22 protein-coding genes, 1 rRNA gene and 1 pseudogene are annotated in these 21,721 nt (G+C 46.4%); 11 read left to right on the forward strand and 13 right to left on the reverse strand.

Annotated elements, in window-relative coordinates; translation table 11 throughout:
* Positions 1 to 14 precede the first annotated feature (14 nt).
* From QUA99_RS28030 to sufB, 5 genes are all read right to left on the reverse strand, one after another.
* Entirely contained in the window at positions 15 to 554 is a 540-nt protein-coding gene (locus QUA99_RS28030; protein ID WP_333243306.1) for a hypothetical protein, read from the reverse strand.
* 66 nt (positions 555 to 620) lie between these two features.
* Positions 621 to 1,883 (reverse strand): SufS family cysteine desulfurase, encoded by a 1,263-nt coding sequence (locus tag QUA99_RS28035; protein ID WP_333243309.1) that lies wholly within the window; start codon positions 1,881 to 1,883, stop codon positions 621 to 623.
* Between the two features lie 166 nt (positions 1,884 to 2,049).
* Positions 2,050 to 3,393 (reverse strand): Fe-S cluster assembly protein SufD, encoded by a 1,344-nt coding sequence (gene sufD, locus QUA99_RS28040; protein WP_445251051.1) that lies wholly within the window; start codon positions 3,391 to 3,393, stop codon positions 2,050 to 2,052.
* Complete coding sequence (gene sufC / locus QUA99_RS28045) at positions 3,393 to 4,184, reverse strand: Fe-S cluster assembly ATPase SufC (RefSeq protein ID WP_333243314.1); 792 nt, start codon at positions 4,182 to 4,184, stop codon at positions 3,393 to 3,395. The genes sufD and sufC overlap by 1 nt, the downstream gene beginning before the upstream one ends.
* A 283-nt stretch (positions 4,185 to 4,467) precedes the next feature.
* Entirely contained in the window at positions 4,468 to 5,907 is a 1,440-nt protein-coding gene (gene sufB, locus QUA99_RS28050) for a Fe-S cluster assembly protein SufB (protein WP_333036166.1), read from the reverse strand.
* Between the two features lie 186 nt (positions 5,908 to 6,093).
* Here sufB and sufR point away from each other — a divergent pair, with 186 nt between their 5' ends.
* From sufR to QUA99_RS28075, 5 genes are all read left to right on the forward strand, one after another.
* Positions 6,094 to 6,804: an iron-sulfur cluster biosynthesis transcriptional regulator SufR gene (gene sufR, locus QUA99_RS28055; RefSeq protein WP_333243317.1), complete on the forward strand. Its 711-nt coding sequence runs from the start codon at positions 6,094 to 6,096 to the stop codon at positions 6,802 to 6,804.
* Positions 6,805 to 6,911: 107 nt separating this feature from the next.
* Entirely contained in the window at positions 6,912 to 7,319 is a 408-nt protein-coding gene (locus tag QUA99_RS28060; RefSeq protein ID WP_333243320.1) for a hypothetical protein, read from the forward strand.
* A gap of 196 nt (positions 7,320 to 7,515) precedes the next feature.
* Positions 7,516 to 7,632: ribosomal RNA gene (gene rrf, locus QUA99_RS28065) — 5S ribosomal RNA — on the forward strand.
* 170 nt (positions 7,633 to 7,802) lie between these two features.
* On the forward strand, positions 7,803 to 8,021 hold the full coding sequence (locus QUA99_RS28070) for a DUF2283 domain-containing protein (protein WP_333243323.1): 219 nt from the start codon (positions 7,803 to 7,805) through the stop codon (positions 8,019 to 8,021).
* Between the two features lie 37 nt (positions 8,022 to 8,058).
* Positions 8,059 to 8,472 (forward strand): transcriptional regulator, encoded by a 414-nt coding sequence (locus QUA99_RS28075; RefSeq protein WP_333243326.1) that lies wholly within the window; start codon positions 8,059 to 8,061, stop codon positions 8,470 to 8,472.
* Here QUA99_RS28075 and QUA99_RS28080 read toward each other — a convergent pair.
* The 3 genes from QUA99_RS28080 to vapB form a co-directional block, all read right to left on the reverse strand.
* Complete coding sequence (locus tag QUA99_RS28080; protein WP_333243329.1) at positions 8,469 to 8,726, reverse strand: hypothetical protein; 258 nt, start codon at positions 8,724 to 8,726, stop codon at positions 8,469 to 8,471. The genes QUA99_RS28075 and QUA99_RS28080 overlap by 4 nt on opposite strands.
* Positions 8,727 to 9,008: 282 nt before the next feature.
* On the reverse strand, positions 9,009 to 9,395 hold the full coding sequence (locus tag QUA99_RS28085) for a type II toxin-antitoxin system VapC family toxin (RefSeq protein ID WP_333243332.1): 387 nt from the start codon (positions 9,393 to 9,395) through the stop codon (positions 9,009 to 9,011).
* Between the two features lie 2 nt (positions 9,396 to 9,397).
* Entirely contained in the window at positions 9,398 to 9,616 is a 219-nt protein-coding gene (gene vapB / locus QUA99_RS28090) for a type II toxin-antitoxin system VapB family antitoxin (protein WP_445251052.1), read from the reverse strand.
* A gap of 22 nt (positions 9,617 to 9,638) precedes the next feature.
* Here vapB and QUA99_RS28095 point away from each other — a divergent pair, with 22 nt between their 5' ends.
* The gene (locus QUA99_RS28095) at positions 9,639 to 9,803 is read left to right on the forward strand and encodes a hypothetical protein (protein WP_333243337.1); all 165 of its coding nucleotides are present in this window, start codon (positions 9,639 to 9,641) and stop codon (positions 9,801 to 9,803) included.
* A 61-nt stretch (positions 9,804 to 9,864) separates the two neighbouring features.
* The gene (gene nadC / locus QUA99_RS28100) at positions 9,865 to 10,749 is read left to right on the forward strand and encodes a carboxylating nicotinate-nucleotide diphosphorylase (protein ID WP_333243340.1); all 885 of its coding nucleotides are present in this window, start codon (positions 9,865 to 9,867) and stop codon (positions 10,747 to 10,749) included.
* A 318-nt stretch (positions 10,750 to 11,067) separates the two neighbouring features.
* Here the strand turns inward: nadC and QUA99_RS28105 are convergent, their stop codons facing one another.
* Complete coding sequence (locus tag QUA99_RS28105) at positions 11,068 to 12,096, reverse strand: C39 family peptidase (protein WP_333243343.1); 1,029 nt, start codon at positions 12,094 to 12,096, stop codon at positions 11,068 to 11,070.
* Between the two features lie 582 nt (positions 12,097 to 12,678).
* The gene (locus QUA99_RS28110; protein ID WP_333243346.1) at positions 12,679 to 14,007 is read right to left on the reverse strand and encodes a pitrilysin family protein; all 1,329 of its coding nucleotides are present in this window, start codon (positions 14,005 to 14,007) and stop codon (positions 12,679 to 12,681) included.
* Positions 14,008 to 14,243: 236 nt separating this feature from the next.
* On the opposite strand from QUA99_RS28110, the gene QUA99_RS28115 reads away from it, so the two are divergent.
* On the forward strand, positions 14,244 to 15,116 hold the full coding sequence (locus tag QUA99_RS28115) for an ABC transporter permease (RefSeq protein WP_333243349.1): 873 nt from the start codon (positions 14,244 to 14,246) through the stop codon (positions 15,114 to 15,116).
* A gap of 13 nt (positions 15,117 to 15,129) precedes the next feature.
* On the opposite strand, the gene QUA99_RS28120 is transcribed toward QUA99_RS28115, so the two are convergent.
* The 3 genes and pseudogenes from QUA99_RS28120 to QUA99_RS28130 form a co-directional block, all read right to left on the reverse strand.
* On the reverse strand, positions 15,130 to 15,276 hold the full coding sequence (locus tag QUA99_RS28120; RefSeq protein WP_333243352.1) for a hypothetical protein: 147 nt from the start codon (positions 15,274 to 15,276) through the stop codon (positions 15,130 to 15,132).
* A 531-nt stretch (positions 15,277 to 15,807) separates the two neighbouring features.
* Positions 15,808 to 16,080 (reverse strand): annotated as a pseudogene (locus QUA99_RS28125) (DUF1348 family protein).
* 287 nt (positions 16,081 to 16,367) lie between these two features.
* Positions 16,368 to 16,502, reverse strand: a complete 135-nt coding sequence (locus tag QUA99_RS28130) for a hypothetical protein (RefSeq protein ID WP_333243355.1) — start codon at positions 16,500 to 16,502, stop codon at positions 16,368 to 16,370.
* 175 nt (positions 16,503 to 16,677) lie between these two features.
* Between QUA99_RS28130 and modA the strand changes: the two genes are divergently transcribed.
* Genes modA through QUA99_RS28145 form a run of 3 tightly spaced genes read left to right on the forward strand, consistent with a single transcriptional unit; the run spans position 16,678 to position 21,357 of the window.
* A complete protein-coding gene (gene modA, locus QUA99_RS28135) occupies positions 16,678 to 17,466 on the forward strand; it encodes a molybdate ABC transporter substrate-binding protein (protein WP_333243358.1) in 789 nt (262 codons plus the stop codon).
* Positions 17,467 to 17,493: 27 nt separating this feature from the next.
* Entirely contained in the window at positions 17,494 to 20,004 is a 2,511-nt protein-coding gene (locus QUA99_RS28140) for an ATP-binding protein (protein WP_333243361.1), read from the forward strand.
* A gap of 60 nt (positions 20,005 to 20,064) precedes the next feature.
* Entirely contained in the window at positions 20,065 to 21,357 is a 1,293-nt protein-coding gene (locus QUA99_RS28145; RefSeq protein WP_333243364.1) for a response regulator, read from the forward strand.
* Positions 21,358 to 21,721: the final 364 nt, after the last annotated feature.

The raw sequence follows: 21,721 nt of genomic DNA on the forward strand, positions 1-21,721 counted from the left end.
TAGGGAGTAAGGTTTCATTTTTTCTCCTTCTTGTCACCTCTATTATTGTACCTAATCGTTAAGCAAAGTGCTGTATCTTTAATTATCTGATAGCGATACTGTTTTATTTTTTCAGGTTTTTGGGATTCGGCTATCTGCCGTTTATGCTGAATCTCACGCTTTTGCCATTCTGCTAACAAATTTTTATAATCGCGCATTTGTTGCTTGTATTGATTAAGTGTTCGTAAGTAATACATTTGTTGTTGCCAGAAGTTCAAGGCAGTAACCAAGATTCCACCTACAGAAATATAGAAACTAATGATAATATTTCTACTGGCAATCAGACCAATAGTTGCAAAAGGAATAATTAATGGCAGAGATTTATAAAAAAACAAAAGTACATCAATTGGTTGGGGCTTATAACTAGGAGGTAAAGGTTTGGGTTCACTAAATTTCCATGTGAATGGAACTGCATTCATAGCTTGAATAACAGGGTCGGGCATGAGGATAATAGGATATTGATTCATGTTTTTTAGTGGTTGTATTATTAAACTATAATACTCAACTATTTTCACGAGATATTCCGCTCGGCAAAGGCCAACGATGTTCTAACAAGGTGGGTATTTGCCCACCTCACCAAATTATCCCATAATCCCAGCAAAAAAGTCGATCGTCTCTTTCAACGCTTTCACAAACACATCAATCTCCTCGCGAGTATTGTAAAAATACAAACTCGCCCGCGCCGTAGATGAAATATTCAAATAGCGGTGCAAAGCTTGCGTGCAGTGATGCCCGGAACGAATCGCGACTCCCTCCTGATCTAACATGGTAGACAAGTCTTGAGAGTGAATTTCTCCGGCTGTAAATGCCGCCAAAGCTGCCCTACCTTCGCCGTTGCTGTCTGGCTGCGGCCCGTAGATTTTAATCTCGGGAATTTGCCGCAATTGTTGGAACATATAAGCAGTCAATTCAGCTTCGCAAGCGTGAATCTTATCCATGCCAATGTTACTAAGATAATCGACTGCTGCACCGAGGGCGATCGCCTCTCCGATTGCAGGCGTCCCCGCCTCAAATTTGTGCGGCAAATCGGCATAGGTGGAATAATCGAGAAACACGTCAGCAATCATCTCGCCGCCGCCGAAAAACGGAGGCATTTCTCTCAGCAAGTCCAGCTTGCCGTACAGAAAACCGATGCCAGTCGGAGCGCACATTTTGTGACCGGAAGCAACCAGCCAATCGCAATCTATTGCTTGCACATCTACTATCATGTGCGGCACGCTTTGGCAAGCATCAATTAAAACTCTTGCGCCGAAACTGTGGGCAATTTTGCAGATTTCTTTGACTGGACTGATGCAGCCCAAAGTATTAGAAACGTGAACTGTTGACACCAACTTAGTTTTATGGGAAATCAGCGTTTTAAACTGTTCTAAGTCAAACTCGTTAGTTTCCGTTAACTCGACAAACTTCAGTACCGCACCAGTTCTTTGAGCAATCATTTGCCAGGGAACGAGATTGCTGTGGTGTTCCATCACTGACAGAATAATTTCATCTCCAGCTTGCAAATTGCTCAAGCCCCAAGAATAAGCAACCAAATTAATCGCTTCGGTGGCGTTGCGAGTATAGACAATTTCTTGCCGCGACGCCGCATTCACAAAAGCCGCAACTTTGTCTCTAGCAGCTTCGTAAGCATCAGTCGCTTTGGCGCTGAGAGTGTGAGCTCCCCGGTGCACGTTTGCATTGTATTTTTCGTAGTAGTCGCGCCAAGCGTTGAGCACAGCTAGGGGTTTTTGAGAAGTAGCTGCATTGTCTAGATAAATTAGCGGTTTGCCGTTGACTTTTTGAGTCAAAATTGGGAAGTCGCCGCGAACTTTTGATGCGAGGGTTTTTTCTTGAATAAGTGTCATATTTTTTGAAGTTAGTGATTTGTCGTTGGGTGGGGGCGGGTTTACGACATTGTTGGTTTTAGGCAATTATTATTCGTGAAACCCGCCCCTACAGGCTGTTAAAAATGGTGCAAGATGTTGTAGGGACACAGCACTGCTGTGTCCTCTGTGTCCTCATCTTTATGAGTTATCCTTGAATAGCCACACAGGTAGAAAGCATTTTCGCGACCCCAAGAATCGGTAATTGATTGAGCATTTCCGCCGCAAAAGCATCAATCAGCAAATAGCGACTTCTTTCTAAATCCAAACCGCGACTTTGCAAGTAGAAAAGTTCATCGTCTTCTAATTGACTGACAGTTGCACCGTGGGAACATTTAACGTTGTCGGCCACAATTTCTAACTGCGGTTTGGTATCTACGCGAGCTCTCGGCGACAGCAACAAATTTCGGCTTAACTGTCCGGCATCTGTCAATTGTGCGGCTTTGCGAACGAAAACTTTGCCGTTAAATACAGCGCGAGCTTTGTTGCCGATAATGCACTTGTGAAGTTGGCGGCTTGTACCGTGGGGGTGATTGAAATCGATTAAACTGTGAGTGTCTGATAACTGTTCGCCAAAGGCTACGGTTAAACCATTTAGAGTTGTTTCAGTGGCTTCGCCGCGCTGAAATACTTCTAAATTGTGCCGCGATATTTTGCCTCCCAAGCTGATAGCATGACAAGTATAACGGCTATTGCGAGATTGCTCGATCGCACTTTTGCCGATATGAACAACTTCTCCACCTTCCCGCTGCAGCCGAACGTGATTCACAGTGGCATTTTCGCCGACAACAACATCCGTTACAGCATTCGTAAATGCAGCGACATTACCGATAGTTGCGTAATCCTCAACCAGCGTCACATTGCTTCCAGGCTCAGCTATGACCAAGCAGTGCGGCTGGGACATCGTGGGAGATGCACCGGGCGCTGTCAGGAACAGCAAGTGAATCGGAAGGTCGATCGACATATTGGCCGGCACGAACACCACCGCAGAATCCGCCAAACCCGCAGTATTCAGCGCGGTAAACACCTCGGTTTGCTGTCTGTGCTTGCTCAAAACATCGCTGATGCGCCCTTGATATTTTTCGGGCACATTAGATAGATTACCTGCGTAAAAGTCGATCGGCAAATTCGGCAAATTCGGCAAATTCACCGTTGATAAATGCGGCGCATAAAAACCATTGACAAAGACCAATCTTAATGGTAAATCTGCCTTGTCTTTCACCGGCATCGTAATATCAGACAGCTTAATTTCTGACTGATTGCTTGCCGGCAAATTCAACGGGATTTGCAACAGCGGCGACAAATCAGTAAAACGCCATTCTTCATCCTTCACTGTCGGAAAATGAGAAGAAAGCACGTATTGAGCCGCAATGTCGCGCAAATCATCCAACCCGTAAACAGAACTTTTGAGATGAGCAGCGCCCAAATTTTCGCACTGATTCACCAAGCCAGTCAAAAACATTTCTCTAGTAGCAACTTGCGTATTCATCATCATCGCGCGCCTACTCCTGCTGCTTCCTCTTCCACAACCCAGTCATAACCGCGCTCTTCCAATTCCAGCGCCAACTCTTTCGGGCCAGTCAAGATAATTCTGCCCGCTTCCATGACGTGAATAAAATCAGGAATAATGTAATTCAGCAACCGCTGATAGTGAGTAATCACCAACATCGAATTTTCAGCAGTTGACAACTGATTCACACCGCCGGCGACAATCTTGAGAGCATCGATATCCAAGCCCGAATCAGTCTCATCTAAAATAGCTAATTTCGGTTCCAACAGCGCCATTTGCAAAATTTCATTCCGCTTTTTCTCGCCGCCGGAAAAACCCTCATTTACGCTGCGGCCTAAAAAAGAATCATTCATCTTGACAATATCCAGCTTGTCCTCGATTAAATCTTGGAAATCAAAAGCATCCAATTCTTCCAATCCGCGATGTTTGCGGTGAGAATTGTAAGCCACGCGCAAGAAATCCAGATTGCTAACGCCGGGAATTTCCAAAGGATATTGGAAAGCCAGAAATACGCCCGCCAAAGAGCGTTCTTCCGGCGCTAATTCCAGCAAATTTTGACCCAAAAATGTCACTTCTCCGCCCGTTACCGTATAAGCAGGATGACCCGCTAATATCTTGGATAAAGTGCTTTTCCCCGAACCGTTCGGACCCATAATCGCGTGAATTTCACCCGATTTAATTTCCAGATTCAAACCCTTAATGATTTGGGTATCTTCCACATTCGCAGTTAAATCGCGGACGGATAGCACCACTTGACTATTTTCAACAATCATCTATTTTTGTCCTTTTCCTCAATGCACTTTACTGTTTTTTCTTCTCGTTCCTAGGCTGTACCCATTGGTGACAATTTAACGTTAAACCGATAGTCCGCCAGGGAATGAATTCCCTGTCTCAAAGCTTAAGTCCTCTGAAGAGGACTGAGAAGAAAACTTTTAAACTCATTAGTCCTATGCAAGAGGACTTTAGCTATTAGCCAGAGAATTCATTCCCTGGCGGACGGTGGGATTAAGTTGTCCCCGATAGAATTGGCCTGGAAGGGTTTCTTGCCCGCGAAAATTATCCGACACTTCCTTCGAGTTTCAGACTCAGCAACTTGTCAGCTTCTGCCGCAAATTCCATCGGTAACTGATTGAAAACATCTTTACAGAAACCGCTAATCATCATCGAAATAGCATTTTCTGCGGAAATTCCCCGCTGTGCGAAGAAGAACAATTGCTCTTCCCCAATCTTAGAAGTAGAAGCTTCGTGTTCCACTTTAGCAGTGTGGTTCTGCACTTGAATATAAGGGAAAGTATTCGCTTGAGCGTTATCCCCAATCAGCATCGAATCGCACTGAGAGTAATTGCGAGAGCCTTTAGCATTCGGCCCCATTTTCACTAAGCCGCGATAGCTGTTGGATGAATTTCCGGCAGAAATTCCCTTAGAAATAATCGTGCTGCGAGTATTTTTACCAACGTGAATCATTTTGGTGCCGGTGTCAGCTTGCTGTTTGTTATTTGTCAGCGCTACCGAGTAGAATTCGCCTACCGAGTTGTCGCCGACTAACACGCAACTGGGATATTTCCAAGTAATCGCGGAACCGGTTTCTACCTGCGTCCAAGAAATCTTAGAATTAACTCCCTGACACAAACCCCGTTTCGTCACGAAGTTGTAAATCCCGCCTTTACCGTTGGCGTCGCCGGCGTACCAGTTTTGCACTGTGGAGTATTTGATGTCGGCATTGTCCATTGTTACCAATTCCACGACGGCGGCGTGCAGTTGGTTGGTGTCAAACATCGGCGCGGTGCAGCCTTCTAGGTAAGAAACAGAACTGTTTTCTTCTGCGACAATTAGGGTGCGCTCGAACTGGCCAGAATCTCCGTTGTTGATGCGGAAATAGGTTGACAATTCCATCGGACATTTGACGCCTTTGGGAATGTAAACGAAGGAACCGTCGCTGAATACGGCGGAGTTGAGGGCTGCGAAAAAGTTGTCGCCGACTGGTACGACGCTGCCGAGATATTTTTCTATTAATTCGGGATAATCTTTGACGGCTTCTGAGATGGAACAGAAAATAACACCATCTTTGGCTAACTTTTCTCTAAATGTTGTGGCAATTGAAACGCTGTCGAAAACGGCATCGACGGCGACATTTCCGAGCCGTTTTTGTTCGGAGAGGGGAATGCCGAGTTTCTCGAAGGTTTCTAGGAGTGTCGGGTCAACTTCATCCAAACTGTTGAGCTTTTTGGGCTTTTGTTTGGGCGCGGAATAGTAGATAATTTGTTGGTAGTCGATCGCGGGATAGTTGACGTGGGGCCAGGTGGGTTCGGTCATTTTCAACCACTGCCGGTATGCTTTGAGGCGGAATTGCAGCATGAATTCCGGTTCGTTTTTCTTGGCGGAAATCAGGCGGACTACATCTTCGCTCAAGCCGCGAGGGATGGTGTCTGACTCGATGTCGGTGACAAAACCGTATTTGTAGGGCTGGTTGACTAGGGTTGTGACTGTAGAGCTCATTAATTTTGCGCTTTCGAGTGTTCTGGATAAGTCTCTCAAAGATGGCAGACGCGGAACGGTCGGGGGCCCGACGAGTTCTGGGGGCTGCTCTGGGAAGTAAAACAACTGATTTGTTGCTTTAGTATATTTTAAGCTACATTAACAACAGTGATATTGTCAAAGTCAAATTAATAATTTTTTGTGAAGATGATGGAGACTACTCAGCAGACTTCCACCAAACAAGACATCCTGGAATATTTGCTCAAGGGAGGGCAGGGGACGGCTCTTGAGTTGGCGGAGTCTTTGGATATCAGTCCGCAGGCAATTCGCCGTCACTTGAAGGATTTGGAAGCGGAGGGGCTGATTCAGTATCAGTCGGTTCAGGCTGGGATGGGGCGGCCGCAGCACATTTATGAGCTTACCAGTCTGGGGCGCGATCGATTCCCGAATCGTTACGGCGATTTTGCAGTCTCTTTCTTGGATACTTTGGCGGAAACCGTCGGCCGCGAGCAAGTGATTACTATCCTGCGAAAACAGTGGCAGCGCAAGGCTACGGACTACCGGCGGCTAGTGGGTACGGGTTCGCTGCAAGAACGGGTGACTAAGTTGGTGGAACTCCGCAGGGCGGAAGGTTATATGGCTGAGTGTTATCCTGTAGAATCTGTAGAGGTTGGGATGTGCGATCGCACTGGTTTGGGCGATCGATTTGTGTTTGCGGAACACAACTGCGCGATTTCTAATGTGGCTGAAACTTTTCCGAGCGTGTGCGGCAATGAGTTGGAAATGTTTGCTGCGGTTTTGCCGGACTGTATTGTAGAGCGGACTCACTGGATTATTAATGGGGAACACCGCTGCGGTTATTTGATTGCAAGAAGGAAGAAGGAAGAAGTTCGGCAACAGGCAATGTACGGGATTTAACGGATGTGACGCAGGGAAGTTCGACAACGGATGAGTGTAACGGATGTCACGGATGTCACGGATTGCCAATTACCGATTAGCAATTACCAATTACCAATTTTTAATATATGGAACCGCTAGCAGATTTTTTAAAGCCGGAAGAGTGCGCGGAAGTTGATATGGCGCTGCTGTCATCGAAGGAAAAGTTTTCGGCGCGGCTGGCAATTTATGCTTTGAGGGTGCTCAAGCAAATTGCTGGGGAGACTGGGAAGCCGGTGGCTGAGGTGACAAATGGACAGGTGATGGATTGGATTAAGAATGATGAGAGTATTAAAGGGTCGATCGAACTTGATGCTAGTTTTGAAAACTTTTTTACGAATTTGGTGGTTGCGTCTTTGCGGCCGTTGAGGCAAATTGCGACAGAATCGGGAGGGGCGATCGAACAATTAACAGTTAAGCAGGTCGTGGCGTGGTTTGAGAAGGACGGGAAAATTCGCAGAGAACAGGGAACCGAGGCGGCGTTTTTGGATTTGTGAGTTAAAGGTCGATCGGCAACACTGGCAAATAATACGTCAAACTCGGCGATTGGGGGCAGTTTCGGGCGATCGAAAAAAAGTTTGGACACAGGGGTTGACAGACTGGGGGAAACTTGATAATGTAATTAAGTCGAGCGAAAGAGATGCAGCGCATCAAACTAAACGCAGACACAGGATTAAAAGTTTTCAAAGCTTTCCTGGTGCTTATGATGTAATGGAACCACTCCGATCCATCCCGAACTCGGTTGTTAAACGTTGCTATGGCGAAGATACTCGGCGGGTCACTGCCCGGTAAAATAGCTCAGTGCCAGGTTAATAATAAACTAAAGCTCTTTTCCCGCAACAACGGAAAAGAGCTTTAGTTTTTTGGGCGAGTTATTAGTCGTTTCCTTTAGGGTTCGGCGGTTGAAACCGGGCAGCAACACACAAACGAAGCTCGGCGGTTGAAACCGCTACTACACTGAAGAATAAGAGGTAAAATTTATGAAGATTCGTTATGATTCCGAAATTGATGCTCTCTACATTAGACTTGTAGAAGGCAAGCATCAGTGTCGCACTTTACAGTTAACTGACGAAATTGCTTTAAATATTGGGGAAAATGAGTTATTGGTAGGGATAGAAGTTTTAGATGCTACACAGGTTTTAGGTAGTGGAAGTATACCTAATGTAGTGCTAGAAAATATAGCTTTTACTGTAGCTTAAATAGGGAAAGCAATCGCTACCTGTGCAAATATAAGAAATGATGAGTGGAAACACGATCCGTACTTTTGATGCAAAATCTTATACAGATTTACTTGTTCGGTATCAACCCAAACCGATCGCAAATGAAGCAGAAAACGAGGCCGCGATCGCTCTCGCTTGCGAACTGGAACACCGCCCTATGCGATCGCAGGAGGAAGAGCTATTTCTGGAGCTTTTGATAACGCTGATTGAAAAATTTGAGTCTGAAAATTATCCGATTCCTGCAGGAAATGCTGCTTCTATGTTGCAACATTTAATGGATGCGAGAGATTTGGACAAATCTGATTTGATTCCTGTTTTGGGAACGGAAACTGAGGTTGAGAAAGTTTTTGTTAGCGGAAGGGCGATCGAAATAGATGAAGCCAGGAAATTAGCCGAGTTTTTCCACGTGGATATTAGTTTGTTTCTTTAAGGGCGATCGGCTACTTGTTGAGTAGAAGTTGCTGATAAAATAATTGAATCCAAAATTTCTGGGGTCAATCCTCGCGCTTGAGCATTCTGACTAATCTCACTCATTACCTCCTCTAGGGGTCTTTTGCGTCGAATTGCATCACTAAGTTTCAGGCTAAGTAATGCCTCCAATTTACGACGCTGTTCTTCAGAAGAAGCCTCAAATATCTTAGCAACTTCAGCATTGACGCGAATTGCGATCGTTTTGGTTTGCATGATGATTATGTGATGTTTCAATTATAGTTTTATATCTATTATCTAGGCTAACACAGGATTTTAGTAGGATAGTAATGGGTTTAACTCCAAAGTCAAAAACCTGGTTTTTGCCATACCTGATAAAATCCCAATCACACTTCCCTCACCGCTACTCACTTACAGTAAACCCGCCTTCAGACCAAAACAAGCCCATCCATAATATAAAAATCATCGGCATCCAACCTCATCAACAGAATACGCCCAGCAACCACCAAAGAACGCGCAAGAATATTTTTGCATTCATTATGACCATATCCGCTGAAGGTCATAGGCATCAAAAGCCACATCGCGACTAACCAAAACAAGGGAATGATTAATCGCCTGTGCCACCAGAATGCGATCGAAAGGATCTCGATGATACAGCGGCAAGTTAAGATAGCACTCTGTATCCGAGAATGTGATGGGCAAAACCTCTATTTTTAGTTGTTGCAACACTTCCTCTAATTCAGAGAATGAGTTTTGCAAGCTTAGTTTTCCTAAGTTAAGCTTAATGGAAATTTCCCATAAGCTAGCGATACTCAACCTGAGAGTGTTACTTGGATCTTCAAGAAGTTCTGCTGCTTTAGAACTTAATTGTTTACTGTCTTCCAAGTACCAGAGAAAAGTATGGGTATCCAGTAGAATATTCATGTTTACATATAATCCTTTAAATCTTCTAGAGGTTCATCAAAATCATCAGACATCCAGATTTTCCCTTTCCAAATTCCCAGTCCGCCTCGCTTGGTAGCTTTTTCGGTTTTAGGAGCCTCTTGGGCGTAGCGGCTCACCAGAAATTCTATATAGTCAAGGACGGCTTGTTTGACAGATTCAGGTAATTTTTCGAGATTTTTTAAGATGGCGGTTTCTATCATCATTTTTTACTCTCCTTTAAAAATGACTGGCTGTATCATGGTTTCTGCTCGCGATCGCCCTATCTATTCCATTAAAGCACCCACACCCAAAGTCAGCAACAGAATACCCCATTATCTAGTGCGATCGCCCTCACTCTACCCAAATCCCGATCGCACTAACACCATCATAATTGTGCAACTTGCCTAAAATCGCCCGATCGACTATTCTTCCTAGTAGATATCATCTTGATATAACAACTGACAAAAACATGACAGCAATATTACCGCCTTGGATTGTTTTAGACTCCCTATTGCACAACTGGCTACTAGAAGATATCGGTAGGGGCGATCGCACAACATCGGCTTTATTTCCCGCAAACAGCATCCAGGGTACTGCTAAATGGATTGTCAAAGAAGCTGGAGTCATTGCCGGATTGCCAATTGCCGATCGCACATTTAAACTTTTAGACAGCCGCCTCAGTTTCATCCCCCAAGTACCCGAAGGGAAACTGTGCGAAAAAGGAGAAGTAATTGCAGAGATTTCCGGCAATTTCGATGCGCTGCTAACCGGAGAAAGAGTAGCATTAAACTTGGCAATGCGTTTGAGCGGCATCGCTACTTTAACTCAAAAATATGTTGACAAAATTGCCGATTTACCCGTGCAATTGGTGGATACGCGCAAGACAACACCGGGGTTGAGATTGTTGGAAAAATATGCAACTCAAGTCGGCGGTGCTTGCAATCACCGGATGGGCTTAGATGACGCGGTGATGGTGAAAGACAATCACATTGCGGCGGCTGGGGGAATTGCAGAGGCGATCGCCCTAATTCGCAATTCTATCCCCTATCCGCTGACAATCGAAGTTGAAACCGAAACTCTCGCCGAAGTAGAGACAGCTTTGCAGCACAAAGCCGATATTATCATGTTAGATAATATGTCCTTCGATCTGATGCGGCAGGCTGTGGCAATAATTCGTCAAAAGAGCGATCGGGTAAAAATTGAAGCTTCCGGTAATGTTACTTTAGAAACAATTAGAAGTGTAGCCGAAACCGGAGTTGACTATATTTCTACCAGTGCTCCGATTACGCGATCGACTTGGCTGGATTTGAGCATGAAAATTAATAGTAATACCCGCAGTCCGGCAGGGGTTTAAACCCCTGCCTCAAAGCTGAAGTCCTCTCAAAGAGGACTAACAGACATCTGCAAAAAATAACTTGAAACCCAAGTCAAGCCTAAGCTAAAATCTAATTTCTGGAAAAGTCTAATGAATTATTCAGTCCTCTTTTAGAGGACTTTCGCTATGAGCCAGGGGTTTAAACCCCTGGCGGTATTTGGGACCCGATCGATATTTCGGCTGAAGTTGATACCAATGGGCAAGGCCGTGTCCGACCTTGCTGAGAGTCAACTGTTAACTATTAGTTAGTTATTACCAATAACCAATAACCAATAACCACTAACTACTAACAAATTACTACTTCGAGATAAAATGAACCCAAAAATTCCCGTCAGGTATACAGAGGCTGCGGATTAAGCGGTAAGTATAGTGCAAGTAAGCACCGCTGACACTTGTATCGTAGCCAGTTCGGAACCACTCGCCATAGGGATCGTGGACGAAAAATCCCTCGCTGTCGTAGCCTGCGACAACTACAATATGACCGAAAGACGTGAAGTACCCGTGGATAACAGCGGGATTTCCGCTGGCGAGCCAATCTTGAATGTCATCAATAGTTGCATTCTCGGTAAAGAAATCTTGAGCGCCGTAATCTCTAACAATCTTTGCTAAATCGTAGGGGTCCCAGCGACTGTAACCTTTGGCGATCGCATATTCGTAAAGTTCGTCTTCATATTGCCCGGTTTGTTTGCGCCGCGGCACCTTCAAAAAGTCCATACACATCGCTAATGAAGTTACATTGCAAGAACCTGTAGGATTGTTCAAGTTATCCATTTGCGATAGATAAGGAATGCCAAGCCTGACAGTTGGGGGATTCGGTTTGGGATAAAACAGAACGCTGTCTTGAGTAATTTGAGCGTGTGCTCCGAAAACATACCAAATCCCTGAATCTTTGAAAGACTCGTTGCGCAAAGCAACTCTGATGTGACCGCGAGCCGGAGCAAAAGCCAGGATCTCAAACTCTTTTCCGGCTGGTATTACTTGTTTTTCCGAGTCCTGAAGTTGAGAAGACGCCACCGGTTTTGATTTAAAAATGGTGTCTCTGAGCGTTTTTAGGATTAGGGGATGTGTGGGAATCTCCTCTGGTTTGGTTTCGATCAGCTTTTTGGCTGTGACTGCTCCCAAAAAACCCGGTTCGCCGCACTTCATCAGAGTTTGAAATCGGTGGAGGGTGGCGGTAGAGAGAGGGCCAAAAATTCCGTCTACGGGAGGCTTCAGTAAACCCAGGTCAATGAGGCGGCTTTGAATTTGGCCACTGAGTTCGTCGTCTGCAGCAATTGCTTTGGCATCGTACCTAATTTTTGAGTTGAGAAAGTTTTGTAATTTCATGCTTGCGTGCCCTGTCAATCCATTGCGCGATTTTAGATTTTAGATTTTAGATTTTAGAATTACGATCGCCGATAAATCTGGTTTCCCTAGACTAAATTGCTTGCTCGTCAATAATTCCCAGTTTATCGTCTCATAATATTACGGTAATTTTGTCGCTCAATCTATTTTAGATTTTAGATTTTAGAGCCCGATCGATCTGGTTTCCATAGATTAAATTGCTAGGCCGTCAATAATTCCCAGTTTATCGTCTCATAATATTACGGTAATTTTGCCGCTCAATCTATTTTAGATTTTAGATTTTAGATTTTAGATAAACCCGGTTTCCATAGAGTAAATTGCTGGGTCGTCAATAATTCCCAGTTTATCGTCTCATAATATTACGGTAATTTTGCCGATCGCCCGTACCTTAAAGGCTTCATATTAATTATTTGATACAAAACCTTCAAGGCGCGGGCAGATCGAATTTCACGCACTATTGACTAAAAATCCCTGATGCCCATTGACATTGTTTCTGCCCAATGCCGTTGGATGCCTCAAAAGCACAGCGATGGTAGAATTGCCCTGTTGAGGCGATCGTCCGATTTATGCTTCGTCGGGGCGAATTACCACAACACCCATTGCGTCGGGAGACAGATATTTGACGGCCGCTTCTCGGAGATCCTCGGCAGTCTGAGCTTGGATGCAGGCGGCATAGTTGAGGGCGGGAGCGATATCTCCTACCATCGACTGATAGTAACCGTACAAACTTGCTCGATCGCTCGGAGTTTCGTTACCAAAGATAAACCGATTTGCTACTTGAGTGCGGATGCGGGAAATTTCGGCATCTGTCACCAGTTCGGTTTGGAGAGTGCGGATGTGTTGGACGATGGCTGCTTCCACTGCTGCCAAGTTTTCTGTCGGTAGTTGAGCGGAAATCGAGAATACGCCGCCGAGTCGCTGAGTCATGTTGCTGACCGAAATTGATGAGACTAGCCCTTTTTCTTCGCGCAAATCCTGAACCAAGCGAGTTGTGCGGCCGTGACCCAATATTGTCGCCAAAACGTCCAGGGCGTAAGTTTCAGACATTTCCATGAAACCTGGTACGCGCCACATCACGATCAGTCGGGCTTGCTGAAGGGCAGAGTCTACAAATTCGCGGCGGACTGTTTCTGTAAACGGCGATTCTTGGCCGTAGTTGGGGATTTGGGATTCTGGGTGAAAGTTGCCGACAGCAGGCACATTTATTTTGTTGTTTTGTGCTGTGCTTTTTGCTGCAAAACTGTCTGCGACAATTTCTATTAGTCGATCGACTGGCAAATTGCCGACAGCTACGGCTGTCATCGCCCCTGGGTGATATCTGCTGCTGTGGAAATCCCGCATTTGTTGGGCTGTCAACTGTTCGATTACCGCAGTCGGGCCGAGTACCGGTCGCTTGTAGGGCAGGACTTCAAAGGCTAATTCCATCGATCGCTGATAGGTGCGGCGGCGGGGATTGTCTTCCGATCGTCTAATTTCTTCTAAGACTACCAGCCGTTCTCGATCGAAGGCGTCGTCGGGAATGCTGGCGTTGAGCAACACATCGACTTGCAGGGGAGCTAGTTCGGCAAAATCTTTAGGAGCTGTGGTGATGTAATAGTTAGTGTAATCTTGGCTGGTGGCAGCATTGGTGAGGGCGCCGCGCTGCTCGATCGCGCGCTCAAATTCGCCGCTGGGAATGCTGGGAGTTCCCTTAAAAATCATGTGTTCTAAAAAGTGAGCCATGCCGTTGATGTCGTCGGGTTCGACGGCTGAGCCTAAATTGAGCCACACGCTGAGGTTAACAGCATCGACCGGCAAGTGTTCGGCTATAACTGTCAGACCGTTGGGGAAATGGCGCACTGTTGGGGCGTTGAGGGGCGATCGGGAGGATGATTTGAGGAGGGTTGAGGTCATTGCGCTTTTAAATTTACCTTTTCTTTTATATCTTAAAGGTCTTTAACGAAAACATCGGGCATCTGGCATTTGGCGCAAAAAATGCAATTGGATCTGGACGGTAACACGCACCGAGTTTTTGGTCTCCTTGGAGGAAGTTTTGTTAACGTATTTCTGCCAGCGCGATCGTTAATTTATCCTAATAGTTGTGGAAGTCCTCAGTTTTTTGGTGACAGCATTCGATGGAATATCGAAAATTGAATAAAAACTTAATATTTCCACAGTCAGCTTTTCAACGATTTTGGCGATCGACTTCGGGGAAAATCGGCTTAATTTTGACTGTAGGGCTGACGATCGGGGCACTGTTAGCCCCCCTACTTTCCCCTTACAATTCGGCGGTCGATCGAGATTATTTGTCGCGCTTGGTGGCTCCTAGCGCTAAACATTGGTTGGGCACCGACGGTTTGGGGCGAGATTTGTTGGTGCGGGTGTGGCACGGATTGGGAATATCTTTACTCGTCAGCCTGGTTTCTGTGGGTGCGGGTTTAATTTTGGGAGCGCTTTTGGGGCTGGTGGCGGGGTATTTTCGGGGGTTGCTGGAAATTGCGATCGGCACTTTGGCGGATATTTTGCTAGCTTTTCCTTCAATTTTACTGGCGATCGGCGTTGTTACCGTCACCGGGCCGAGCCTGCAAAGCGTAATTATCGCCGTCAGCCTCGTGCAAATTCCGATTTACATCCGCTTAACTCGCAGTATGGTGCTGTCTCTGCGGGAACAAGAATTTGTTTTGGCTGTCAAGGCCTTGGGCGCCAGCGACTTACGGATTATTTTTCGCCACATTTTGCCGGGAAGTCTCGCGCCTCTGGTTGTACAAGCAACTCTTTCGACTGGTACGGCGACACTAGAAGCTGCCGGTTTGGGTTTTTTGGGTTTGGGCGCACAGCCGCCGGTTCCTGAGTTGGGGACGATGCTTTCTGATGCTTTTAAGGGCGGATACGCTCTTTCGTCTCCTTGGACTATTTTGTTTCCCGGTTTGCTGATTACCTTGACTGTTCTGGGTTTCAATCTTTTGGGCGACGGGCTGCGAGACGCTTTAGACCCCCGATCCAATGCTGCGGCAAGGAAATAGCAATATTCAGGACTTACGCAGCAAGCACAGTATTTGAGCAAGACTGTGCCTCCTCTAAAAATTGTTCAGGTATGCTCAAAGTTTTGGCGGGAGTTGAACCCATTTCAAAGTCGCAGCCTGGGCTGCCGACTGAGGTGATACCCGCTATGACTGGCTGCATTAAGATTTGCCCGGATAGGTGGCAGAATTAACGATCGCGATTGTTAGTTCTGCCGCTGATTTATTGACTTTTTGCACCAGCCAACTCACAAACACTTGCCCCAAAATAGTCGCCATTTCCGGGGTGGGGTTAACCTGTTCGTCTGGAACGCCTTCAATGGCGATACCGCGAATGTCTGAACCATGTTGTAGCTTTTTTTAGTTATAATTTTGCATACTAATCAATAGTAACTTTTCAGTTAAATATCAGTTTACGACAAATTTTAACTATAAATTATTACATTTGCTATTATCAAAAAATAGGTCAGCTATAACAGTGAGTTACAAAATTTAGTTATTTAAAGCGATCGCCAAGCATGAGTTATATCAAATCCAGTTACATATGAATGATATACAAGTGCGAGCCTCCCGCTCGCTATCGAAAAAAAGCCGGGAGAGTTAGAGAGTAGGAGGATTTATCTTTTTTCCTTTTTATTCGATATTATGAGATTATTGCAACGAAAAAATCCGCACTCTGACCATCCTACCACTGCTATTCAAAGCACACATAAATTCGATTATCGGTAAAACTCCACAGTTCTTTTTTCAAACGGTAGTCTAGTTCTTTTGCCCACTTTCGTTTTAATAAAGCCTTGATTTGTTACCTTCCACTGAAAAATTAGGCAGGGTTACGCCACGGTGAATCTTCGGTGTAAGCTCAGGCTACTCGTTCTGGATCGCGGGTATTCCAGGCATCTTCTGCGGCTTGAACTTTAGTTTTAGCAGTTTCCAGGGTTAAAGGCGGTAAAGGTGGTTGAGTTTCCATCGGGTTGAATAATTTTGCTTTTTTTAAACAAGTAATTAAACTTAGCACGATCGCGAACACACTACAAGACCACTATAACCGCCAACTTGCTGGCATTTACAGTTAGATGTCAGGAAATCCAGCAACAGCGAGCGGGCGAAATCACGCTCTTTTTTGTCAATTTGCGATCGCCTGGTACCGCGAGGATTAGCCGTTGATTTAGGTGCAAGTTCAGGATTTCAATCGATTCCTTTAGTGGAATTAGGCTTTTCGGTAATCGGTTATGCGATCGACTATCCGAAATAAGTTTACAGGGGGAGCATCTCATATTTGTAAAAACACTTCTTCTGGCTCCTTCCTTCTTCCTCTTTCCTTCTTCCTCTTTCCTCCTGCCTCGCAGCCTCGGGCCTTAAAACTCCAATTTCTCGCTTAACTGCTTTCATTGAGATGCTCCCTTTACAGGTACTTCAGAACCAGATGATTAAACGATTCGGGTGATTGGGCAGGAAATTATATTAGAGACTTTATATTAGAGACAACCGAGAGTCGCTGTAGTGACTGTTCCGACATTTACAGCCCCATCCAAGGCTTAGAAACTGAAGTCTCACGAAACCTGATATGAAACTCCTCCGATGGCTGACCTTGTGCTTCCTCTCCTTGACGCTCACCCTCTGGCTGGGCAGTTGCTCCTCCCCACCGCAAATCCAGGCGGTGACGCTCAATTTGGCTGCGTCAGGCATGGTTCGCACTGCCGTGGAGGAAATCGATCGACTATATCAGCAGGAACACCCCCATATCTGGTTGAATCCGACATTTGCCGGAACTGCCTTAATCCGGGACGCCGTTGAGCAGGGGGAACCTTTTGATGGGGTTTTGTTAGCCGATATGGGACCGCTGGATGCGTTGCAAGCCCAAGGGCTAATTCTGCCCGAAAGCCGTCGGGAGTTAGTGACCACCGACATTGTGGTGATTGCTGCGGCTGATTCTGCGCTGCAACTGACTGATTTGCAGGAGTTAGCGAGCGATCGCCTCAAAACCGTGGCAATTGGCAACAAAGACCTGACGGTTGGCAAATATACCCACCCCATTCTGAGTCGGTTAGGCATCCTTCAAGCAGTGGAGTCCAAGGCAGTCTGGGCAAAGGTGGATGTGCGGGAAGTCTTGCGAACCGTCGAGCAGGGAGACGCAGAGGTGGGCATTACCTTTCTGCCAGAAGCCAAAGCCTTTGGCAAGGTCAAGGTATTAGCCACCGTATCGCCCGACCTCTATGAGCCAATTGGCTCGGGTACTGCTGTGGTTAAAACCTCTCCCCATCCCCAGGAAATGCAGGCGTATCTGGACTTTTTCAGTAGCGATCGGGCAATGGCAGTATTTCAAAAATTTGGACTTCGCCCTCTGCGGTCTTAGATCGGCGAAACTAAGCACGAGACAGACATGATGAAACAACAATCTAACTTTCTCAAAACCGTTGCGGGGGGCCTGGGAGCAGCCACTTTCCTGGCATTAGCAGTGAGTGGAATCGCCTTTTGGAGCGCTAACCGCACCTTAGAAACTAACCGCCTGATCGCCCAACATCTAAAAGCGCTCAATAGTTTGAAAGCGTTGACCAGTGCATTTCAAGATGCTGAAAAGATGCAGCGGCAATACCTGCTCACCCAAAACAAAAATGACTTCAGCAAATTTGGGATTCGGACTATCAATGTCGATCAAGAATTGCGACAATTGCAAACCTTGCTAGAGAACGATCCCCGCCAACAGGCAGTTGCCAAGCGCCTGGAAGAATTTATCCTGCGTCGCCTGGGGGAACTGCGGCAGGGCTTGGAACTCCGGGACACCAAAGGGCTGGCGGCGGCGATCGATCGCACCCCCCCACGACTGCTCGACGAGATTACGTTGCTGACCCAGCAGATCGAAGCGATGGAAACCGTGGCGTGGCGGCAGAAACAGCAAGCTGCCACCCACACAACCCTTCTGGCAATGATGGCATTTCTGGTGGGCATCGTCCTCAACCTAGGAATTATTCTGTGGACTTACCGCCTGATTTGCAATGAAATCCTGAAGCGGAATCAAGCCGAAACCGACCTTCAGCAAAGTAACCAGACGTTTCAAAACCAGACTAGCCTGTTGGAATTAATCCTCAACAGCATGAGCGATGGCGTGACCGTTGCCGATGAAAATGGTCGATTCCTGGTGTTTAACCCCGCTGCCGAGCAGATGTTTGGCAAAATAACCGACGGCCAGTCGGAAGAAGGGTCGGAGCAGTATGGACTGTTTCTACCCGATGGGGTAACTCCGCTCCCAACAGAGCAAATTCCCTTAGTGCGGAGTTTACGGGGTGAGGAGGTAGACAATATGGAACTTTTTAGCCGTCATAGCAAAGCCCAACAGGGCATCTGGATGACACTTAGTAGCAGACCGCTCAAAGATGCCAGTGGTGCATTGAAAGGCGGAGTTGTTGTGTCCCGCGATATTAGCGATCGCAAGTCCGTAGAACTACAAATATTGCAGGCAAAAGAAGCTGCCGAAGTTGCCAACCGCACCAAGAGCGAGTTTCTTGCCAACATGAACCACGAACTCCGCACCCCCCTCAACGGCATCCTCGGCTATACCCAAATCCTCCAGCGCGACCCCGCCACCACCGCCAAGCAGATGAAAGGATTGGGGGTGATTTATCAATGCGGTTCCCATTTACTCACCCTGATCAACGACATTCTGGATCTGTCCAAGCTGGAAGTGCAAAAGATGGAACTCTATCCCCAGGATTTTCATCTGGCGAACTTCCTCTCTTCTACTGTGGATATTTGCCGCGTCAAGGCAGTGCAAAAAGGCGTGGAGTTTCATTACCAGCCCGCGAGCAACCTGCCCACTGCCGTCCATGCTGACGACAAACGCCTGCGGCAAGTGTTGCTCAACCTGCTCAGCAATGCGGTCAAATTTACCGATTTTGGCACCGTCACGTTTCGGGTAGAAGCGGTGGAGTCAGAAGACTCAAATTCAGAACTCAAAACTCAAAACTCAAAAGTTTCCAGAATTCGCTTCCAAATTAAAGACACTGGCATTGGCATTGCCCCAGAAAAACTATCCACGATTTTCTTACCCTTTGAGCAGGCCGGGAAACGCGATCGCAACATCGAAGGCACTGGACTAGGACTTGCCATCGGTCAACAAATCATCCAGAAGATGGACAGCGAAATTCACGTCGAGAGTGTAATGGGCAAGGGCAGCAATTTCTGGTTTGAGATCGACTTGCTTCCAGCATCGGATTGGACAACACAAAATGCGATCGCCAACCACAAGGTTATTGGCTATCAGGGCGAACGACGCAAAATTCTGGTCATTGACGATCGCCGAGAAAACCGTCTGGTGGCAGTGAATATGTTGGAACCGCTGGGCTTCAAGCTGACAGAAGCTGATAATGGGCAGGCAGGTTTTGATACCACTATCCAGACGCGACCCGACTTGATTATTACCGATGTACATATGGCGATTATGGATGGCTTAGAAATGACCCGTCGCCTGCGACAATTGCCAGACTTTGCCAAAACTCCGATCATTGCCTCCCCTGCTACCCTGTCTCAGGTGGATATACAGGAAAGTCTGGATGCAGGGTGCAATAGCTTTTTCCCCAAACCGATCGAGTTTACTGGGTTGCTTGCCGAATTGCAGCGATATCTAGAATTGCAGTGGATTTACGAAACCGAAACAGAGGCGACTCAACCCGCTGTCAGCAACGCCGATGAGGTTAGCATAATAATACCCCCTGCTGCAGAACTCGCAACCCTTTATGCTGCCGCTCAGGGTGGTTTTATGACCGATATCCAGCAGGAAGCCCATCGCTTGAAGCAATTAGCGCCGGAATATATTGCCTTTGCGAACCGAGTTCTAGAACTGAGTCAACAGTTTGATGAGGAAGCCATTCTGCGTCTAATCGAGCCACCGGTTTAGCCACTTAATATCGATCCACCATGAACCATTCATCCCTTCAATATATTTAGGAGTTTGCTAATGTCAGTCTCTTCTATCTCTCAAGAAAACACGATCTTAGTCGTAGATGATACCCCAACAAATCTGCAAGTATTGTTTGATGTGTTGAGCGAACAGGGCTACCGGGTGGCGATCGCCAAAAATGGTGAAACTGCCCTGCAACGAGTGCAATCGTCTGAACCCAATTTGATTTTGCTAGATGTGATGATGCCAGGGATCGATGGCTTTGAAACCTGTCAGCGGCTCAAAGCTAATCCGGCCACTCGCGATATTCCAGTTATTTTCATGACCGCCCTCTCCGACTCGGTGGATCAGGTCAAAGGTCTGAGCCTGGGTGCTGTAGACTACATCACCAAGCCGATTCAGCATGAAGAAGTCTTGGCACGGATTCGGGTGCATCTCCAACTGCGGAATGCCACCCGGATCATGGAACAGCGCACCAACGAACTCAACCAGGCCTTAGAAAGTTTCAAGCAAGCCCAAGTGCATCTAGTGCAAGGTGAAAAAATGTCTGCCCTAGCCCAATTGGTGGCGGGAGTGGCACACGAAATCAACAACCCGGTGAATTTCATTCAAGGCAACCTGAACTATGTCAAAGAATACATTCAGGAGCTGCTGGACTTGGTGCAACTGTACCAGAAGCACTATCCCAATCCGGTAGCAGAAATCCGAGAGCGGGCAGAATACTTGGAGCTGGAATTTTTGCAAGAGGATTTGTGGAAGATGCTGGGTTCGATGAAAATGGGGAGCGATCGGATTCGCCAACTGGTGCTCTCGCTGTGCAACTTCTCCCGCCTTGATGAAGCGGACTGCAAACCCGTTGATATCCATGCAGGTATCGACAGCACTCTGTTGATTTTGCAACACCGTCTGAAAGCCAGACCCGATTTTCCTGCCATCCAAGTCATCAAAAACTACGGGCAATTACCGGAGGTCGAATGCCACCCCAGTCAACTCAACCAGGTATTCATGAATATCCTCAGTAATGCGATCGATGCCTTGCAGACATCAGGTGTCAGGGATAACCAACAACCTACCATTACCATCAGCACCTCGATCGGTAGTGGTAACTCGATCGCGATTAGCATTGCCGATAATGGAGTCGGTATCCCGGAACTCATTCGTTCTAAACTATTCGATCCGTTCTTCACCACCAAACCCTTGGGCAAAGGCACTGGCTTGGGACTGTCGATCAGTCATCAAATCGTCACTGAAAAACACGGCGGCAAGATTGAGTGTGATTCCACTCTGGAGAAGGGCACTGAGTTTGTCGTACAGATTCCGCTGCGGCACGTCATGGCACAGGTTGCTTAAAAGAACGGTTACGGTTGCGGCAACAATTATCAATCAATTTGAATACTCTTTATCTTAGAGAATAGTAATCAGGATTTTATGGTAATAGGACTTACTCACAAACTAATACTGTAGGGTGTGGATTACGCACCTTAACCCCTATCGGTAACGCATTAAACTATTTTTTGTATAAGTCCTGGATGTATTAGCTGGCGCTACTGCGAAGCTAGTTCCATTAATATCGTTATCCCCATTTCATCCACCGAGAAATCATCCTTTGCTGCATCACCGTAATTCGAGAGGATAGCTATATAGCAATCCTAAATGATTATCAAGACTATGATACAATTATATGCAATACTCGATCGTGAATAAAAAGATGAAT

Origin of the sequence: Microcoleus sp. F10-B2 (assembly GCF_036704965.1) — a bacterium.
Taxonomy (GTDB): Bacteria; Cyanobacteriota; Cyanobacteriia; order Cyanobacteriales; family Microcoleaceae; genus Microcoleus.